Here is a 16,949-nt window from a genome sequence, read left to right as displayed (position 1 = left end):
CCTTTTTTCTTCAAGCCGATACGAGCGAATTCATGAGCACTGACAAGACCAATCAGTCCTGGGGCGGCCGCTTCAGTGAACCCGTCGACGCCTTCGTCGCCCGCTTCACCGCCTCCGTCACTTTCGACCAGCGCCTGTATCGCCACGACATCATGGGCTCGATTGCCCACGCCACCATGCTGGCCAAGGTCGGCGTGCTGACCGATGCCGAGCGCGACAGCATCATCGATGGCCTGAACACCATTCAGGGCGAAATCGAGGCCGGCCAGTTCGACTGGCGTGTCGACCTCGAAGACGTGCACATGAACATCGAAGCACGCCTGACCGATCGCATCGGTGTGACCGGCAAGAAGCTGCACACCGGGCGCAGCCGCAACGACCAGGTCGCCACCGACATCCGCCTGTGGCTGCGTGACGAGATCGACCTGATCCTCGCCGAGATCACCCGTCTGCAAAAAGGCCTGCTGGAGCAAGCCGAGCGCGAAGCCGCGAGCATCATGCCCGGTTTCACCCACCTGCAGACCGCGCAGCCAGTGACCTTCGGGCACCACATGCTGGCCTGGTTCGAAATGCTCAGCCGCGACTACGAACGTCTGGTCGACTGCCGCAAGCGCACCAACCGCATGCCACTGGGCAGCGCCGCACTGGCTGGCACCACCTACCCGATAGACCGCGAATACACCGCGCAACTGCTGGGTTTCGACGCCGTCGGCGGCAACTCGCTGGACAACGTTTCCGACCGCGACTTCGCCATCGAATTCTGCTCCGCCGCGAGCATCGCGATGATGCACTTGTCGCGCTTCTCCGAAGAGCTGGTGCTGTGGACCAGCGCGCAGTTCCAGTTCATTGATCTGCCGGACCGCTTCTGCACCGGCAGCTCGATAATGCCGCAAAAGAAAAACCCCGACGTGCCAGAGCTGGTGCGTGGCAAGACCGGCCGCGTATTCGGCGCGCTGATGGGCCTGCTGACCCTGATGAAAGGCCAGCCACTGGCCTACAACAAGGACAACCAGGAAGACAAAGAGCCGCTGTTCGACGCCGCCGACACCCTGCGCGATTCGCTGCGAGCCTTTGCCGACATGATCCCTGCGATCAAACCGAAGCACGCGATCATGCGTGAAGCGGCGCTGCGCGGCTTCTCCACCGCGACCGATCTGGCGGATTACCTGGTACGTCGCGGCCTGCCGTTCCGTGACTGCCACGAAATCGTCGGCCACGCGGTGAAATATGGCGTGGATACTGGCAAGGATCTGGCCGAGATGAGCCTGGAAGAACTGCGTCAGTTCAGTGATCAGATCGAGCAGGACGTGTTTGCCGTGCTGACCCTGGAAGGCTCGGTGAATGCCCGTGACCATATCGGCGGGACTGCGCCGGCGCAGGTCAAGGCTGCGGTGGTGCGCGGTCAGGCTCTGATCGCCAGCCGCTAAAAGCAAAAGCTTCGCGAGCAAGCCCGCTCCCACAGGGGATTTATGTCGGTCACAGATTCTGTGTACAACATAAATCCAGATGTGGGAGCGGGCTTGCTCGCGAAGGCGTCCTTCACAACACGACAAATCTCACTTCTTGGCAGCAATCATCGCCAAAAACGCCGGCATCGCCGCTTCCTTGTCCGCTGCAATCTTCTGCACATGCGGATTCTGCTCAAGCCGCTCCAGCAGTACCTTCGCCTGCGGCATCTCAGCCAGCAAATCGATCCCGAACAGCTTCTGCCCGACCGCACAGGCCAGCGGCACGCTGTAGAGGAAGTACAAATCCGCAATGCTCAGACTGTCGCCCGCCACGTAAGGGGCGAATTTGCCATGCCGGCCCAGCGCCGCAAAACCCAGCTGCAATTCAGTTTTGGTTTTTTCCTTGATTGCCTCCGGCAAAGTCATGCCGAAAAATGCTTCGCCATAGCAGGCACGGCCCGGCAGCTCGATATACAGCTCGATTTCCTTGGCCAGCGCCAACACTTGGGCGCGCTCGAACGGGTCGCTCGGCAGCAGCGGTGTGCCCTTCTGAGTCTGTTCGAGGAACTCGAGGATCACCGCCGTTTCGTTGATGAAACCGCCGTCGACGCCCAGCACCGGGACCTTGCCGCGCGGGCTGATGGCCAGCGACTCCGGGGTCTGCGCCGGATAAAAGGTGACCTCCTCGAAGGGCAGGCCTTTTTCCAGCAGGGCCAGTTTGACCATGTTGTAGTAGTTGCTGACTGAGAATCCGTAAAGCTTGAGCATCACATAGCCTCCAGGCCGTGCGGGGTGGGCAGTGCCTGTTTATAGATCCCCCGGGCGGTTCCCGCCAGCAGCATCACGCACCTGAATGCGGTTAAACTGGCGCCTTTACTTGAGGAGCCTGCCATGAGCGAGCCGACAGACATCGACAACGACGAAGAAGAATTCACCGAGGCTACGTTGATCGAAGCCATCGAGAACCAGATCGAAAGCGACAACCCGCCAGCGGCCAAAGCGACCTTCAACAAACTGACGCTGGTAGGTGTCGAACGCGAAGAGATCCTCAACCTGATGGCCCACGTACTGGCCTACGAAATTGACGCGATGCTCGATGAAGATCGCGCATTCAATACTCAATGGTACGAAGCGGCGCTGCGTGCATTGCCTGAGCTGCCGCCAGAAAAGCAGTAAACCGCATTCCGCCCTGTGGGAGCGACGGTGCGACGATTCGACTTGCTCGCGAAGGCGTTTTATCAGTCAACTTATTGGTGAATGACACATCGCTTTCGCGAGCAAGCCCGCCCCCACACAATTTGTCACCCATCCATTCGGCCTGCGCCTGAGCCCCGACTACACTGGAATCCGCCTCAAGACAAAATCCCTGATCTGAGCACTGGACATGCCGCAAAAGCGGGTTCACCTTAGGGACGCTGTCGTCCAATTCCTAGAAAGTCTGGAGTCCTTATGTCGCTTACCCCTGAGTTGGTTGCCGAACTGGAAGTCCTCGCACTCTTCAACCTGGACAGTTCCCAGGAAGGCCTGAAAATTCATCAGACCGCTGCCCCGAAACACATTGCCGCCGCCAAACGCCTCTTTGAAAAAGAACTCACCGACCAGCCTGATGGCGGTTATCTGACCAGCCTGGGTCGCGATGCCGCACAAAATGTGCAAACCGTGCTGACCATTCTGAGAGAGCAGGAAACCGCCTGATCCCCCCCTGACTTCGCCCACGGGAACTCCTGCCACGGGATTTCCGCGGGCCCGCTTGCTCATCCGCGATAGAAATCTGACGTCAAAAAACAAATTCAGCTTAAACGTCCCGCCGCGCTAAGGCTAAACTGCCTGACATTCCGAGACCCTCTACGTCCGAGCCTGCGAGCCGGTTTGAGCTGACATGACGCGCACCCACGAAATCCGCCCCGACCTGGACGAGGGAATCGACCGCAAGGTGCTCAACCAGTTGCGCGCGCGTTTTCTCAAACTCAACGAAGGACGCCTGGGCCGTGCGCTGGAAGGTTTGTCGCCGCGTCAGCAGGGGGTGCTGACGCTGCTGCCGCTGTTCTTTCACGTCAATCATCCGCTGCTGCCGGGATATGTCTCGGGCAGCACGCCGGCCGGTGTGTCCAATTACGAACCGGACGCCGATGCGCTTGCCGAAGCCCAGCGCCTGACCCGTTCGTTTTCCTACAAGCCGCGCCACGGCAGCAACCCGCCGCGACCGATTCACGGCCTGTTCCTGATGGGCAGTCTCGGCACGCTGGCGCAGGCCGATCAGAGCGACATGGACGTGTGGGTCTGCCACGCACCGGACCTGAGTGAAAGCGAACTCGCCGAACTGAGCAAAAAATGTCAGTTGCTCGAAACCTGGGCGGCCAGCCAGGGCGCCGAAGCGCATTTCTTTCTGATCGACCCGGTGCGCTTCGTCAAAGGCGAACGCGACACCCAACTGAGTTCGGAAAACTGCGGCACCACTCAGCACTACCTGCTGCTGGACGAGTTTTACCGCACTGCGATCTGGCTCGCCGGGCGCACGCCGATCTGGTGGCTGGTGCCGGTGTATGAAGAAACCGCCTACGACCAGTACACCCATACCCTGCTGTCCAAGCGCTTCATCCGCGCCGACGAAACCCTCGACCTCGGGCACCTGGCGACTATTCCGCCGGGAGAGTTCATCGGCGCCGGTTTGTGGCAGCTGTTCAAGGGCATCGAGTCACCGTACAAATCAGTACTCAAACTGCTGCTGACCGAGGTCTATGCCAGCGAACACCCACAGGTGCAGTGTCTGAGCCTGCGTTTCAAGAAAGCTGTGTTCGCCAATCAGCTTGATCTCGATGAGCTGGACCCGTACATGGTCGTGTACCGGCGCATCGAGGAATATCTGACTGCGCGCCATGAGCCGGAGCGCCTGGAACTGGTGCGCCGTGCGCTCTACCTGAAGGTCAACCGCAAGCTCACCGGCAACAGCCGCACCCAAGGCTGGCAACGTTCGCTGCTGGAACGACTGGCCAGCGAATGGCATTGGGATCAGCGGCAACTCGCCCTGCTCGACAGCCGTAGCCAGTGGAAGGTGCGCCAGGTCAGCGCCGAACGCCGCGCGCTGGTCAGCGAGCTGAATTACAGCTACCGCTTCCTGACCCAGTTCGCCCGTACCGAGCAAACCGTCAGCCTGATCAACAAGCGCGATCTCAACGTACTCGGCCGTCGTCTCTACGCTGCGTTCGAGCGCAAGGCCGACAAGGTCGAGTTCATCAATCCCGGCATCGCCCCGGATCTGGCCGAAGACACCCTGACACTGGTGCAGTCGCGCAACAAGAAGGAACCCGGGCAAACCCAATGGGGCCTGTACAACGGCAGTCTGACCGCGCTGGAGTGGGAGCACTTCGCGCCGATCAAGCGCAGCCGCGAGTTGCTCGAACTGCTGACCTGGTGCCACCGCAACGGCGTGATCGACAGCAGCACGCGCCTGGCCCTGCATCCCGGCACCAGCGACCTGAGCGAATTCGAACTGTTCAACCTGCTCGGCAGCCTGCAGCAGTGCATCGCCCTGCCCCTGCCCACCGTGGCCGAAGAGCCGTTGCTGCGCGCCGCCGTGCCGAGTGAAGTGCTGATTCTGGTCAACGTCGGCATTGATCCGCTCAAGCATCACCGCGACCTGAATATCCTGATGACCACCGAGCGCACTGATTCGCTGAGCTATGCCGGCGTGCGCGAAAACCTCGTGCTGACCCTGGATCAGGTCACGCTCAACAGCTGGAACGAAGTGCTGGTCAATCGCTTCGACGGGCCGCACGCCTTGCTCGACTGCCTGCGCGATTACCTGAACACCTTGCCACTCGGGCCATTGCAGCCGTCGTTGAAGGTGCGTTGTTTCTGCCACAACCGCGCGCAATTCATTGCCCGCCGCGTCGAGGAAATCGTCGACACCGCGCAGAATCTGTTGCTCAGCGAACTGAACCATCGCTACCTGATTCAGGTGCAACAGCACTATCACGTGCTGGAACTGGTGCCGGGACAGGTCAACCACGTCGCACTTGCCACCCTGCCAGCCCTGCTCGATTACCTTGGCGAGGAGCAGCCGCGCTACAGTCCGCTGCACCTGGACCCGATGGCGCTGGAAGATCACGACCTCGCGCTGATCCTGCCAATGGGCCAGCCGCAATGCATTCAAGCGTTCTACCGGATCACCGAGCAGCAGGCCGAGCTGTACGTGCTGGATGAGTTCAACGCGCTGTGGCAGCAACATTTGCCGTACCACGACGAGCAGAGTTTGCTGGTGCCGTTGCAACGTTTTCTGCAGTCAATCCTGTTTCGCCGCGAAGCCGTGCTGCCGATGGAGGCCAGCCCGGATGTGCGCCTCGAAACCTTGTATTACCAGGTATTGCCTTCGGGACCGGGGCGCGCACGCCGGGTCGAAGCGCGGCCAGCGCCGCAGACGCCGGTGAACAAGCCGTTCTACGACGTGCAGGCAATCGTCGGCAAAGCCGCACCGGGCGAAGTGCAGGTCACCTTGTATTGCAATCAACGGGAATTCAGCGAGCTGGAACATGGCGACCAGCTGTTCAGCGTGGTCGCCCGGGAGATTGTCGAGCAGCGCCGCGACAGCGAACGCTATCGCTGCTACATCACCGACCTCGACCTCTCGGGGCTGCTCGGTGACGGGCAGAGTTCAAGCAACCTGTATCTGCGCTACAAGGCGGACCTGGAGCGCGCCCTGAACGAGGCGCTCGAACAGGTCTGAGGCGGGGTTACTCGCGGAAATCACCGCCATTGGCTGGCTGTGATTCGACTTCGAGCAAGGTCAGTTTGAGGGTCTTGCCACCCGGCGCCGGCCAGTCGATGTGCTGACCGACTTTCAGCCCCAGCAGTGCACTGCCGACCGGTGCGAGGATCGAGATCTTGCCTTCATCGGCATTGGCATCCTTCGGATACACCAGCGTCAGGTGGTAATCCTTGCCACTGCCTTCTTCGCGGCAATGCACGCGGGAATTCATGGTCACGACATCGGCGGGCACTTCATCGTGGCCGACCACGGTGTCGGCGCGGTCCAGCTCGGTTTGCAGCGCAATCACGCCCGGCGCAGCCTGGTCTTTGTCGTTCAGGTTGTCGATCAGGCGCTCCAGACGTTGCACGTCCAGACGGGTAAGGGTGATGGAAGGTGCGGTCATGATCCGGGCAGACTCCTTTCTTCTGCACACAAAAAAAGCAAAACCCCGCCAAAAAAGACGGGGTTTTCACCAGGCCTCGATGGGTTGAGGCGTGTTCGGACACTATCACAGCTCAAAAAATATACAAGTCACGCCCCGCCGCACTGTTTGCGCTGCGATGCCTGTGCGCAAATCACTCGCCGCCGCTCGTCATCTGCCGAGCGCCATTCGCGAATATCTTCGACATGGCGAAAGCAGCCCAGGCAAACCTTCTGCTCATCCAGTCGGCACACGCCGCTGCACGGCGAAGGCACGGCCGGGCTGATGTTGCTGTAAAGCGGCTTCGGTGGACGAACGGGAGCGGTGTCAGTCACGGAATCACAGACCTTCGAAATCGAAATCGGCGCCGGCCTGCTGCTTGACGATGCGCTCGAGCATTTCGCCCAACTGCTCTTCGCTCTTGTCACACATCCAGCGCTCGCTTTCTTCGTCATAATCGAAGTGGAAACCACCGGACACCGCCGCCAGCCATAGCTGACGCAATGGTTCCTGACGGCTGAAGATCAGCTGCGAGCCGTTTTCGAACTTGACGGTGAGGACACCGGCCGAATTCTCCATATCGATATCCAGATCGCTTTCGTCAAAGATGTCTTCCAGTTTTTCCTGGGTTTCATCGACCAGATCGTGGAAACGGGCTTCGGACAAACTCATTGCGGCAACCTCAAAAATTGTTCTGATCAGGCTCAAGCGCCGAAAGATACGGACGCTTCCGACCGATTGCAAAGATTAACGACCAAGCACCGGTGAGGGCATCGAACACCCAACCCGGTGGGAGCGAGCCTGCTCGCGAATGGCCGGCACATTCAACATTATTGTTGCCTGACACACCGCTTTCGCGAGCAAGCTCGCTCCCACAAGGGTTTTCGCGCATACAGTGAGCCCCGCCGGACGGGAGCCCCCTCGCATAGGCAAGCTGCCGGGTGGCCGGTATACTCCGGCGCAATTAACGCATTTTCAAGGATTTCGCCATGAAGCGCCTGATCTCTTCCCTTGCTGCGCTCGTCGCGGTTGCCTGCCTCGTTTCGGCCTGTGGTCAAAAAGGCCCGCTGTACCTGCCGGATGACGATCAGGACCCGGCCGAGCAAGCCCAGTCTTCGCAGAAGCAGCCTGCCTCAAAAGCACACAAGCACGACGTCTACTAAGGGATCGCCATGGACGCTTTTAACTACCGTGGCGGGGAGCTGTTCGCGGAAGGTGTGGCGCTGTCCGCCATCGCCGACCGCTTCGGCACGCCCACCTATGTTTACTCGCGCGCGCATATCGAAGCCCAGTATCTGGCCTACGCCGATGCGCTGGCCGGCATGCCACATCTGGTCTGCTTTGCGGTCAAGGCCAATTCCAACCTCGGCGTACTGAATGTCCTGGCCCGTCTCGGCGCCGGTTTCGACATCGTCTCCCGTGGCGAGCTGGAACGCGTGCTCGCCGCTGGCGGCAGCGCCGACAAGATCGTCTTCTCCGGTGTCGGCAAGACCCGTGACGACATGCGTCGCGCGCTGGAAGTCGGCGTGCATTGCTTCAACGTCGAATCCACCGACGAGCTCGAGCGCCTGCAAGTGGTCGCCGCCGAGCTGGGTGTTCGTGCGCCGGTGTCGCTGCGCGTGAACCCGGACGTCGATGCCGGTACCCATCCGTACATTTCCACCGGTCTCAAAGAGAACAAGTTCGGCATCGCCATCGCCGACGCCGAAGACGTGTACGTGCGCGCCGCGCATCTGCCGAACCTGGAAGTGGTCGGTGTCGACTGCCACATCGGCTCGCAACTGACCACCCTGCCGCCGTTCCTGGATGCCCTCGACCGTCTGCTGGATCTGGTTGATCGTCTCGGCGATTGCGGCATTCACCTGCGCCACATCGATCTCGGTGGTGGCCTGGGCGTGCGTTATCGCGATGAAGAGCCACCATTGGCTGCCGACTACATCAAAGCCGTGCGCGAGCGTCTCAATGGTCGTGATCTGGCACTGGTGTTCGAGCCGGGCCGTTTCATCGTTGCCAACGCGGGCGTATTGCTGACTCAGGTCGAGTACCTCAAGCACACCGAGCACAAAGATTTTGCCATCGTCGACGCGGCAATGAACGACCTGATCCGCCCGGCGCTGTATCAGGCGTGGATGGACGTCACCGCGGTCAAACCGCGTGACAGCGCTGCGCGCCTATACGACATCGTCGGCCCGATCTGCGAAACCGGCGATTTCCTCGCCAAGGATCGTGAGCTCGCGCTGGAAGAAGGCGATCTGCTGGCCGTGCATTCGGCCGGGGCCTACGGATTTGTGATGAGTTCCAACTACAACACCCGTGGCCGCGCCGCTGAAGTGCTGGTAGACGGTGACCAGGTTTTTGAAGTGCGTCGCCGCGAAACCGTGGCCGAGCTGTTTGCCGGCGAAAGCCTGCTGCCGGAGTAACCCATGCTGCTGCGTTTTACCAAAATGCACGGACTGGGCAATGACTTCATGGTCCTCGACCTGGTCAGCCAGCACGCGCATATTCAGCCCAAGCACGCCAAGCAATGGGGCGACCGCCATACCGGCATCGGTTTCGACCAGTTGCTGATCGTTGAAGCGCCGAGTAATCCGGACGTGGACTTCCGTTACCGGATCTTCAACTCCGACGGCTCGGAGGTTGAGCAGTGCGGCAACGGTGCGCGCTGCTTCGCCCGCTTCGTACTGGACAAGCGCCTGACCGCGAAACGGCAGATTCGCGTCGAGACCAAGGGCGGCATCATCGAGCTGGACGTGCGTAACGACGGCCAGATCGGCGTGAACATGGGCGCTCCGCGCCTGGTGCCGGCGGACATTCCGTTCGACGCGCCAGCGCAGGCCACCAGCTATCAGCTGGAAGTCGACGGCACCACGGTCGAACTGGCCGCCGTGTCGATGGGCAACCCGCACGCCGTATTGCGCGTGCAGGACATCAACAGCGCACCGGTGCATGAGCTGGGGCCGAAAATCGAGCATCATCCGCGCTTCCCGGCGCGTGTGAACGTCGGGTTTCTCCAGGTCATTGACCGCAATCGCGCGCAGTTGCGCGTGTGGGAACGTGGCGCCGGGGAAACCCAGGCCTGCGGCACCGGCGCGTGTGCAGCGGCTGTCGCTGCGATCAGCCAGGGGTGGATGGATTCGCCACTATTGATCGACCTGCCCGGCGGGCGTCTGTCCATTGAATGGGCGGGCCCTGGCCAACCGGTGTTGATGACCGGCCCGGCAGTGCGTGTATATGAAGGACAAGTACGTCTTTGAGTGAGCAGAAACCATGACCGATAAGCCTCAGGTACCCGCCCGACAGTCCGACGAATCAGCGTCCGAGAGCCTGGAGGCGGCAGCGGTTGCCGCATACCTGGAGGCTCATCCGGACTTCTTCGTCGAGCACGAAGAACTGCTGCCCGCCATGCGCATCCCCCACCGACGCGGTGACACGGTGTCCTTGGTCGAGCGGCAGATGACCATCCTGCGCGACCGCAACATCGAGATGCGTCACCGCCTCTCGCAGTTGATGGACGTCGCCCGGGACAATGACCGCCTGTTCGACAAGACCCGCCGCCTCATTCTTTCGCTGATGGACGCCAGCAGTCTCGAAGACGTGGTGATCAGCGTCGAAGACAGCCTGCGCCAGGATTTTCAGGTGCCTTTTGTCAGCCTGATCCTGCTCGGCGACAACCCGGCACCGGTCGGTCGCTGGGTCACCCACGCCGACGCCCAAGTCGCCATCGGTGGCTTGCTCACCGAAGGCAAAAGCGTCAGCGGCAGCCTGCGCGAACACGAACTGGACTTCCTGTTCGGCGAAGAACAGCGCAAGCAGATCGGCTCCACCGCCGTCGTCGCGGTCAGCCATCAGGGCATCCACGGCATTCTGGCCATCGCCAGCCGTGATCCGCAGCACTACAAGAGTTCGGTCGGCACGCTGTTCCTCAGCTACATCGCCGAAGTCATGGGCCGCGTGCTGCCACGGGTCAACAGCTCCCTGCGCTCGGTACGCTGAACATGGAACGACAACTGGACGCTTACTGCGAACACCTGCGCAGTGAGCGACAGGTGTCGCCGCACACGCTATCGGCCTACCGCCGCGACCTCGATAAAGTCCTCGGCTGGTGCATCAAGCAGAACATCGACAGCTGGACGGCGCTGGACATTCAGCGTCTGCGCAGCCTGATCGCCCGCTTGCATGCGCAAGGTCAGTCCTCGCGCAGCCTCGCCCGACTGCTCTCGGCGGTACGCGGGCTTTATCACTACCTGAATCGCGAAGGCCTTTGCGACCATGATCCGGCAACCGGTCTTGCGCCGCCGAAAGGTGAGCGTCGCCTGCCGAAAACCCTCGACACTGACCGCGCATTGCAACTGCTGGAAGGTGCGGTCGAGGACGATTTTCTCGCACGTCGGGATCAGGCGATTCTGGAGTTGTTCTATTCCTCCGGCCTGCGCCTTTCCGAACTGACCGGGCTCAATCTCGATCAGCTCGATCTGGCGGACGGCATGGTTCAAGTGCTCGGCAAGGGCAGCAAAACACGACTGCTGCCGGTGGGTAAAAAGGCCCGCGAAGCCCTCGAACAATGGCTGCCGCTGCGGACCATGACCCATCCTGCAGATGACGCCGTATTCGTCAGTCAGCAAGGCCGACGCCTCGGCCCGCGAGCGATTCAGGTGCGGGTCAAACTGGCCGGCGAGCGTGAACTGGGGCAGAACCTGCACCCGCACATGCTGCGGCACTCATTCGCCAGCCACCTGCTGGAATCCTCGCAGGACCTGCGCGCGGTGCAGGAGCTGCTTGGCCACTCGGACATCAAGACCACGCAGATCTACACCCATCTGGACTTCCAGCACCTGGCGGCGGTCTACGACAGCGCCCATCCACGGGCCAAACGCATGAAAGGCGACGATTCATGAGCATCCATTTGATCACCTTCGACCTCGACGACACGCTGTGGGACACCGCCCCGGTGATCGTCAGCGCCGAAGCGGTATTGCGCGAATGGCTGAGCGAGCACGCGCCGAACCTGGGCGCGGTGCCGGTGGAGCATTTGTGGGCAATCCGCGAGCGAGTGCTGGCCAACGAGCCGCAGCTCAAGCATCGGATCAGCGCCCTGCGTCGGCGAGTGTTGTTTCATGCGATGGAAGACGCGGGATACGCCCATGGCGAAGCAACCGACCTGGCAGACAAGGGTTTTGAAGTGTTTTTGCATGCGCGGCATCAGATCGAGGTGTTCCCCGAAGTCGAGCCAGTGCTGGAGATTCTTGCCAACCATTACGCGCTTGGCGTGGTCACCAATGGCAATGCCGATGTGCGTCGGCTGGGGCTGGCGGATTACTTCAAGTTTGCGTTGTGCGCGGAAGATATCGGCATCGCCAAACCGGATGCCCGGTTGTTTCATGAAGCGTTACAGCGTGGCGGCGCTACTGCGCAAACCGCCGTGCACATAGGTGATCATCCGGGCGATGACATCGCCGGGGCGCAGCAGGCGGGCATGCGCGCGATCTGGTTCAACCCGGCGGGCAAGGTCTGGGAGGCGGATCGTCTGCCCGATGCCGAAATCCGCAGCCTGACTGATTTGCCGGCGGTGCTTGCGCACTGGAATTCAATCTCGAACTGATCGATTACCCCCTGTGGGAGCGGGCTTGCTCGCGAAGAGGTCGTGCCAGTCGAACTATCAATTGAATGACACACCGCATTCGCGAGCAAGCCCGCTCCCACAGGGAAATTGCGTCCACTTCGACGGGATTATTTCAGGCATGAAAAAGCCCGCAGCGACGGCGGGCTTTTTCAGCAAGCGAGCGGCACGCCTCAGATAGGGCGACTGCCGTACTTGTTGTCCGGCTTCTTGGGCGGATCGGCGACCACATTGGCCTCCACTTCCTGCACCTTGCCGCCGCGTGCAAGGAATTCTTCCATGGCCTTGGCCAGGGCGTCGCGCTCCTTGTTCTTGGCTTCGATGCTCGGCAATTCGTCCACCGACACCGCAGCCTTGGCTTTGCCTTTGGCAGCCGGCGCCGGCGTATCGTCACCGCCATCGTCTTCAGCAACGTCTTCCGCTGCTGCTTCCAGACCTTCCTCGGCCTCGTCTTCGTCGCCTACTTCGAGGTCGTCGTTTTCCAGATCATCGTCGCTCATGTTCTACCTCATGACTTGCGAAAAGCAGATTAGTTATAGACCAGCTTTGGCGACTGTCGAAAGTCGCCGGAAAAAAATCAGTAACCATTGGTGACCAACGGTTTATGCCCCTTCACCGTGCAAGGTGGCGAGGACTTTACGGGCACCGCCATGATCACGGTGCTCGCCCAGATAAACGCCCTGCCAGGTTCCCACTGCCAGGCGACCTGCCGAAACCGGCAGACTGATCTGGCAGCCAAGCACGCTGGCCTTGAAGTGCGCCGGGAGGTCGTCCAGGCCTTCGTCGTTATGCTCATAGCCGTCTGTTCCTTGTGGGATCAGACGATTGAAAAATCGTTCGAAGTCGCGACGTACCGCCGGATCGGCGTTCTCGTTGATGGTCAACGACGCCGAGGTATGCTGCAGCCACAGATGCAACAGACCGACCCGGCACTTCCTGAGTTCAGGCAGCCCGGCGAGTAACTCGTCCGTTACCAGATGAAAGCCCCGGGGCCTGGCCCGCAGGGTTATCAGAGTCTGTTGCCACATACAGTTCTCCGCACGTTCGGGGCGCATTCTAGCGCGCTCTGGGAAAAAACAAAGGGCCTAATATTCCTGCAATGGTGTAAGCCTTTGGCCGCAGAAAAACGTTCGGCGTAAACACGACCAAAGCCGTAGGAAAAAACCTTTCAGCTGTGCTTTCAATGACAAATTCCAGACAAAAAAATGCCCGGCGAGCCGGGCAAGTTTTTGAGTGCGCGTACTTACAGGTTGTAGCCGCGTTCGTTGTGTTGCGCCAGATCGAGACCGACCGACTCTTCTTCCTCGGTTACACGCAGACCCATTACGGCGTCCAGTACCTTGAGGATGATGAAGGTGACGATCGCGGTGTAGATCACCGTGAAGCCAACGCCCTTGATCTGAATCCAGACTTGCGCACCGATGTCGGTGACGGTGCCGAAGCCACCCAGAGCCGGCGCAGCAAAGACACCGGTAAGGATCGCGCCGAGGATACCGCCGATACCGTGCACGCCGAAGGCATCCAGGGAATCGTCATAACCGAGTTTGCGTTTCAGGGTGGTGGCGCAGAAGAAGCACACTACGCCCGCCGCCAGACCAATCACCAGGGCGCCCATCGGGCCCACGGTGCCGGCAGCCGGAGTAATCGCGACCAGACCGGCCACCACACCCGAGGCGATGCCCAGAGCGCTTGGCTTGCCGTGGGTGACCCACTCGGCAAACATCCAGCCCAGCGCGGCAGCAGCGGTAGCGATCTGAGTCACCAGCATCGCCATGCCGGCGGTGCCGTTGGCTGCTGCAGCGGAGCCGGCGTTGAAGCCAAACCAGCCAACCCACAGCATTGCCGCGCCCATCAGGGTGTAACCGAGGTTGTGCGGAGCCATCGGGGTGGTCGGGAAGCCTTTGCGCTTGCCCAGTACCAGGCAGGCAATCAGACCGGCCACACCGGCGTTGATGTGCACCACGGTGCCGCCCGCAAAGTCGAGTACGCCCCAGTCCCACATCAGGCCACCGTTGCCGGACCAGACCATGTGCGCGATTGGCGCGTAAACCAGGGTGAACCAGATAGCCATGAAGATCAGCATCGCGGAGAACTTCATCCGCTCGGCGAACGCACCGACGATCAGCGCCGGAGTGATGATCGCGAAGGTCATCTGGAAGGTGATGAACACCGCCTCAGGGAACAGCGCCGCGGGACCTGTCAGGCTCGAAGGCGTGACACCGGCGAGGAACGCCTTGCCCATGCCGCCGAAGAACGAGTTGAAGTTGACGACGCCCTGCTCCATGCCGGTGGTGTCGAACGCAATGCTGTAGCCATAAATGACCCACAGGATGCTGATCAGACCGGTAATGGCGAAGCACTGCATCATCACGGAAAGAATGTTTTTCGAGCGAACCATGCCGCCGTAGAACAGCGCCAGGCCCGGGATGGTCATGAACAGCACGAGGGCTGTCGAGGTGAGCATCCAGGCAGTGTCGCCGGAATTGAGGACTGGGGCCGCCACTTCGTCTGCCGCCATTGCAAGGCTTGGCATTACGATGGACAACAGGGCTCCTAGCCCTGCGAATTTACGCAGAGTCATATTGTTTTCTCCTGGGGCGTTGGGGTTTGTGGCGGCGCTTAGATCGCGTCGGTATCGGTTTCGCCGGTACGGATGCGAATCGCCTGTTCCAGATTGACCACGAAGATCTTGCCGTCACCGATCTTGCCGGTGTTGGCCGCCTTGGTGATCGCCTCGATCACCCGATCCAGATCCTTGTCGTCGATGGCCACGTCGATTTTCACCTTGGGCAGAAAATCGACCACATATTCCGCGCCGCGATACAGCTCGGTGTGACCCTTCTGCCGGCCGAAGCCTTTGACTTCAGTAACGGTAATGCCCTGCACGCCGATTTCGGACAGCGACTCGCGCACGTCGTCCAACTTGAACGGCTTGATGATGGCAGTGACTAGCTTCATGAAACTCTCTCCCGAATTGGTGGACTTGCCCCAGGAAAACAAACCCGACTCAAGTCTAAGCGCAGTGCCTGGCTTTGTAACGCATCGTCGGCCTTACCTGCCCGACTGACGCCAGCTAACCGCTGCTGACGAAACTCCCCGCTCCGTCTGCCGCACTGCATTCGTCACAGCGACTGCATCAGTGCATGGGTCGAAGGTGACTAAGCAGAAACCTTGCCATCTCGCCAAAATCCCCTGATTTCAATCCCTTGGCCGCTGCTGCAAGCCATCGCGCGCAAAAGGCTCGGTGGATACGCACAACAACGGTGCGTCACCGTCCGTCCGGCTGCGCGAAAAGCGTGCATCCCTGACCACGGGATTGACTATAGACACTGCGTGATACACTGCCGGCCATTGTTTCCAGGACATCTACCATGCTCGCGCCCAAAGACTTCCTCGACGCCCTGAGCGGCACCGCCTCCCGCCTGTTCAGCGGCGACACCCCGCTGCCGAAAGCCGAAATCGAAAGCCAGTTCAAGATGCTGCTGCAGAGCGCCTTCAGCAAACTCGATCTGGTCAGCCGTGAAGAGTTTGATAGTCAGATGGTGGTGCTGGCCCGCACTCGCGCTCGCCTCGAAAGCCTCGAAGCCAAAGTCGCCGAGATGGAAGCCAAGCTGACGCCGCCTGCGGAATAACACCGCAATTCCCTGTGGGAGCTAGCCTGCTAGCGATTGAAGGTCGGCACGACCTTCAGCTTCATGTGTAGGAATTAGCGCGGGCTCAATCTTTTGATGCGCAGCCCTGCAAAAATCCCGGCAACGTCCTACACACTGCACCACCGCCGTCCGATTGCGCCGAAAAGCCCAGGTTTCTAAGCTCACCCGATGCTGAATGTTCAGCACCGGGTTTGGCGACCTGGATCGAATTTGACGCAATGCAACTAAACTCACAGAGAGGTTTTTTCTCTCAACGAGTTATGGCGGCTTTGCGTGGGAGACCTCAGGGTCTGCCGGTTTCGAATTCACCGGTTCGCCAACCCGCGCATAGCTGCCACCCTTTTCGTTTGGCGACGAACAGAAGCAGTTTTCTTCACTTGAATTCGAGAACTGAACCATGGACGAAAACTACCTGACACCTAGCATCTTCACCCGCCACAAACTCCCCCTCCACGCCCTTCTCATCCAGAACCAACCCTGGTTCTCCGCCCGCGACCTCGGGCGATTGCTCCACATCTACCTAAACGAACGCATCCTGCGAAAACTCGACCCCGACCAATACCAAACCCGCAAAACCCTGATCCACAACCAGATCGAAAACACCCTGCTGATCAGCGAATCAGGCATCTACGCCCTCCTCGTCTACCACTACTGCCCCGAATACCGAGCCCTGCGCGAATGGCTCACCCATCAAGTCATCCCCACCCTGCGCGACGCCCAACACCCCAACACAAGCGAACGCCCACACCTCAGCCTGCTCAGTTGGCCGGACATGACGTTGAGTTTGTTGCACTGGAATAATCAGCTGTGGATTAGGTTACAAGATGTGCCACACATGGTGACGGAGCGAGAACTGGTAAACCGCACGGTTGTGAACTCATGGTGGAAAAAGGCTCTGCAATTGATCTGAATTTTTGCGCTGCAACCTCACCAAAGTGAATCGCCCCGGGTTTCGTAGACACCTCCATGCCTTAAAATGAGGCCAATCAGGAGGTGCCATGAGCAACCCGCGTTATCCCGAAGAATTCAAAATCCAAGCAGTCAATCAAGTGACCGAAAAGAA

At 60.2% G+C, this 16,949-nt stretch carries 20 protein-coding genes; 12 read left to right on the top strand and 8 right to left on the bottom strand.

All coding sequences use genetic code 11. The features are described 5' to 3' along the window. Positions 1–32 precede the first annotated feature (32 nt). Positions 33–1,427: an argininosuccinate lyase gene (gene argH, locus AACY19_RS11815; RefSeq protein WP_339450407.1), complete on the top strand. Its 1,395-nt coding sequence runs from the start codon at positions 33–35 to the stop codon at positions 1,425–1,427. A gap of 129 nt (positions 1,428–1,556) precedes the next feature. Here the strand turns inward: argH and AACY19_RS11810 are convergent, their stop codons facing one another. Then, a complete protein-coding gene (locus tag AACY19_RS11810) occupies positions 1,557–2,216 on the bottom strand; it encodes a glutathione S-transferase family protein (protein WP_339450406.1) in 660 nt (219 codons plus the stop codon). Positions 2,217–2,339: 123 nt separating this feature from the next. Between AACY19_RS11810 and AACY19_RS11805 the strand changes: the two genes are divergently transcribed. The 3 genes from AACY19_RS11805 to AACY19_RS11795 all read left to right on the top strand — a co-directional run bounded on the left by AACY19_RS11805 (position 2,340) and on the right by AACY19_RS11795 (position 6,171). Continuing rightward, complete coding sequence (locus AACY19_RS11805) at positions 2,340–2,624, top strand: hypothetical protein (protein WP_339450405.1); 285 nt, start codon at positions 2,340–2,342, stop codon at positions 2,622–2,624. 273 nt (positions 2,625–2,897) lie between these two features. Further along, entirely contained in the window at positions 2,898–3,143 is a 246-nt protein-coding gene (locus tag AACY19_RS11800; RefSeq protein WP_003229392.1) for a TIGR02647 family protein, read from the top strand. A gap of 184 nt (positions 3,144–3,327) precedes the next feature. Continuing rightward, positions 3,328–6,171 (top strand): class I adenylate cyclase, encoded by a 2,844-nt coding sequence (locus tag AACY19_RS11795; RefSeq protein WP_339450404.1) that lies wholly within the window; start codon positions 3,328–3,330, stop codon positions 6,169–6,171. Positions 6,172–6,178: 7 nt separating this feature from the next. On the opposite strand, the gene rnk is transcribed toward AACY19_RS11795, so the two are convergent. The 3 genes from rnk to cyaY form a co-directional block, all read right to left on the bottom strand. Further along, positions 6,179–6,598, bottom strand: coding sequence for a nucleoside diphosphate kinase regulator (rnk, locus tag AACY19_RS11790; protein ID WP_339450403.1), 420 nt, complete (start codon positions 6,596–6,598; stop codon positions 6,179–6,181). Between the two features lie 128 nt (positions 6,599–6,726). Further along, positions 6,727–6,951 carry a DUF1289 domain-containing protein gene (locus AACY19_RS11785; protein ID WP_080750722.1) on the bottom strand — a complete coding sequence of 75 codons (225 nt, stop codon included), beginning with the start codon at positions 6,949–6,951 and terminating at the stop codon, positions 6,727–6,729. A 4-nt stretch (positions 6,952–6,955) separates the two neighbouring features. Then, positions 6,956–7,288, bottom strand: a complete 333-nt coding sequence (gene cyaY, locus AACY19_RS11780) for an iron donor protein CyaY (RefSeq protein WP_008084571.1) — start codon at positions 7,286–7,288, stop codon at positions 6,956–6,958. A 317-nt stretch (positions 7,289–7,605) separates the two neighbouring features. Between cyaY and lptM the strand changes: the two genes are divergently transcribed. Genes lptM through AACY19_RS11750 form a run of 6 tightly spaced genes read left to right on the top strand, consistent with a single transcriptional unit; the run spans position 7,606 to position 12,215 of the window. After that, entirely contained in the window at positions 7,606–7,779 is a 174-nt protein-coding gene (gene lptM / locus AACY19_RS11775; RefSeq protein ID WP_042561715.1) for an LPS translocon maturation chaperone LptM, read from the top strand. Between the two features lie 9 nt (positions 7,780–7,788). Next, on the top strand, positions 7,789–9,036 hold the full coding sequence (lysA, locus tag AACY19_RS11770; RefSeq protein WP_339450402.1) for a diaminopimelate decarboxylase: 1,248 nt from the start codon (positions 7,789–7,791) through the stop codon (positions 9,034–9,036). Between the two features lie 3 nt (positions 9,037–9,039). After that, a complete protein-coding gene (dapF, locus tag AACY19_RS11765; RefSeq protein WP_095113236.1) occupies positions 9,040–9,870 on the top strand; it encodes a diaminopimelate epimerase in 831 nt (276 codons plus the stop codon). Positions 9,871–9,883: 13 nt separating this feature from the next. Continuing rightward, on the top strand, positions 9,884–10,609 hold the full coding sequence (locus AACY19_RS11760) for a DUF484 family protein (protein WP_339450401.1): 726 nt from the start codon (positions 9,884–9,886) through the stop codon (positions 10,607–10,609). Between the two features lie 2 nt (positions 10,610–10,611). Beyond that, the gene (xerC, locus tag AACY19_RS11755; protein ID WP_339450400.1) at positions 10,612–11,511 is read left to right on the top strand and encodes a tyrosine recombinase XerC; all 900 of its coding nucleotides are present in this window, start codon (positions 10,612–10,614) and stop codon (positions 11,509–11,511) included. Next, a complete protein-coding gene (locus AACY19_RS11750) occupies positions 11,508–12,215 on the top strand; it encodes an HAD family hydrolase (RefSeq protein ID WP_339450399.1) in 708 nt (235 codons plus the stop codon). Before xerC ends, AACY19_RS11750 begins: the two co-directional genes overlap by 4 nt. A 191-nt stretch (positions 12,216–12,406) precedes the next feature. Here AACY19_RS11750 and sutA read toward each other — a convergent pair whose 3' ends face one another. The 4 genes from sutA to glnK all read right to left on the bottom strand — a co-directional run bounded on the left by sutA (position 12,407) and on the right by glnK (position 15,191). Continuing rightward, positions 12,407–12,733 (bottom strand): transcriptional regulator SutA, encoded by a 327-nt coding sequence (sutA, locus tag AACY19_RS11745; protein WP_016772583.1) that lies wholly within the window; start codon positions 12,731–12,733, stop codon positions 12,407–12,409. 102 nt (positions 12,734–12,835) lie between these two features. After that, a complete protein-coding gene (locus tag AACY19_RS11740; RefSeq protein WP_339450398.1) occupies positions 12,836–13,261 on the bottom strand; it encodes a secondary thiamine-phosphate synthase enzyme YjbQ in 426 nt (141 codons plus the stop codon). Between the two features lie 215 nt (positions 13,262–13,476). Continuing rightward, on the bottom strand, positions 13,477–14,814 hold the full coding sequence (locus tag AACY19_RS11735) for an ammonium transporter (protein ID WP_339450397.1): 1,338 nt from the start codon (positions 14,812–14,814) through the stop codon (positions 13,477–13,479). Positions 14,815–14,852: 38 nt separating this feature from the next. Then, positions 14,853–15,191: a P-II family nitrogen regulator gene (glnK, locus tag AACY19_RS11730; protein WP_002555808.1), complete on the bottom strand. Its 339-nt coding sequence runs from the start codon at positions 15,189–15,191 to the stop codon at positions 14,853–14,855. Between the two features lie 413 nt (positions 15,192–15,604). Here glnK and AACY19_RS11725 point away from each other — a divergent pair, with 413 nt between their 5' ends. Both AACY19_RS11725 and AACY19_RS11720 read left to right on the top strand, forming a co-directional pair. Next, entirely contained in the window at positions 15,605–15,865 is a 261-nt protein-coding gene (locus tag AACY19_RS11725; RefSeq protein WP_007920416.1) for an accessory factor UbiK family protein, read from the top strand. Between the two features lie 418 nt (positions 15,866–16,283). Next, entirely contained in the window at positions 16,284–16,796 is a 513-nt protein-coding gene (locus AACY19_RS11720; RefSeq protein WP_339450396.1) for a BRO-N domain-containing protein, read from the top strand. The last annotated feature ends 153 nt before the right edge of the window (positions 16,797–16,949 follow it).

The sequence above is a fragment of the Pseudomonas sp. EA_5y_Pfl2_R50 genome (genome assembly GCF_963970475.1).
Taxonomy (GTDB): domain Bacteria; phylum Pseudomonadota; class Gammaproteobacteria; order Pseudomonadales; family Pseudomonadaceae; genus Aquipseudomonas.
The sequence above is the reverse complement of the archived record's forward strand: the minus strand, read 5'-3'. Positions and strand labels throughout refer to the sequence as shown.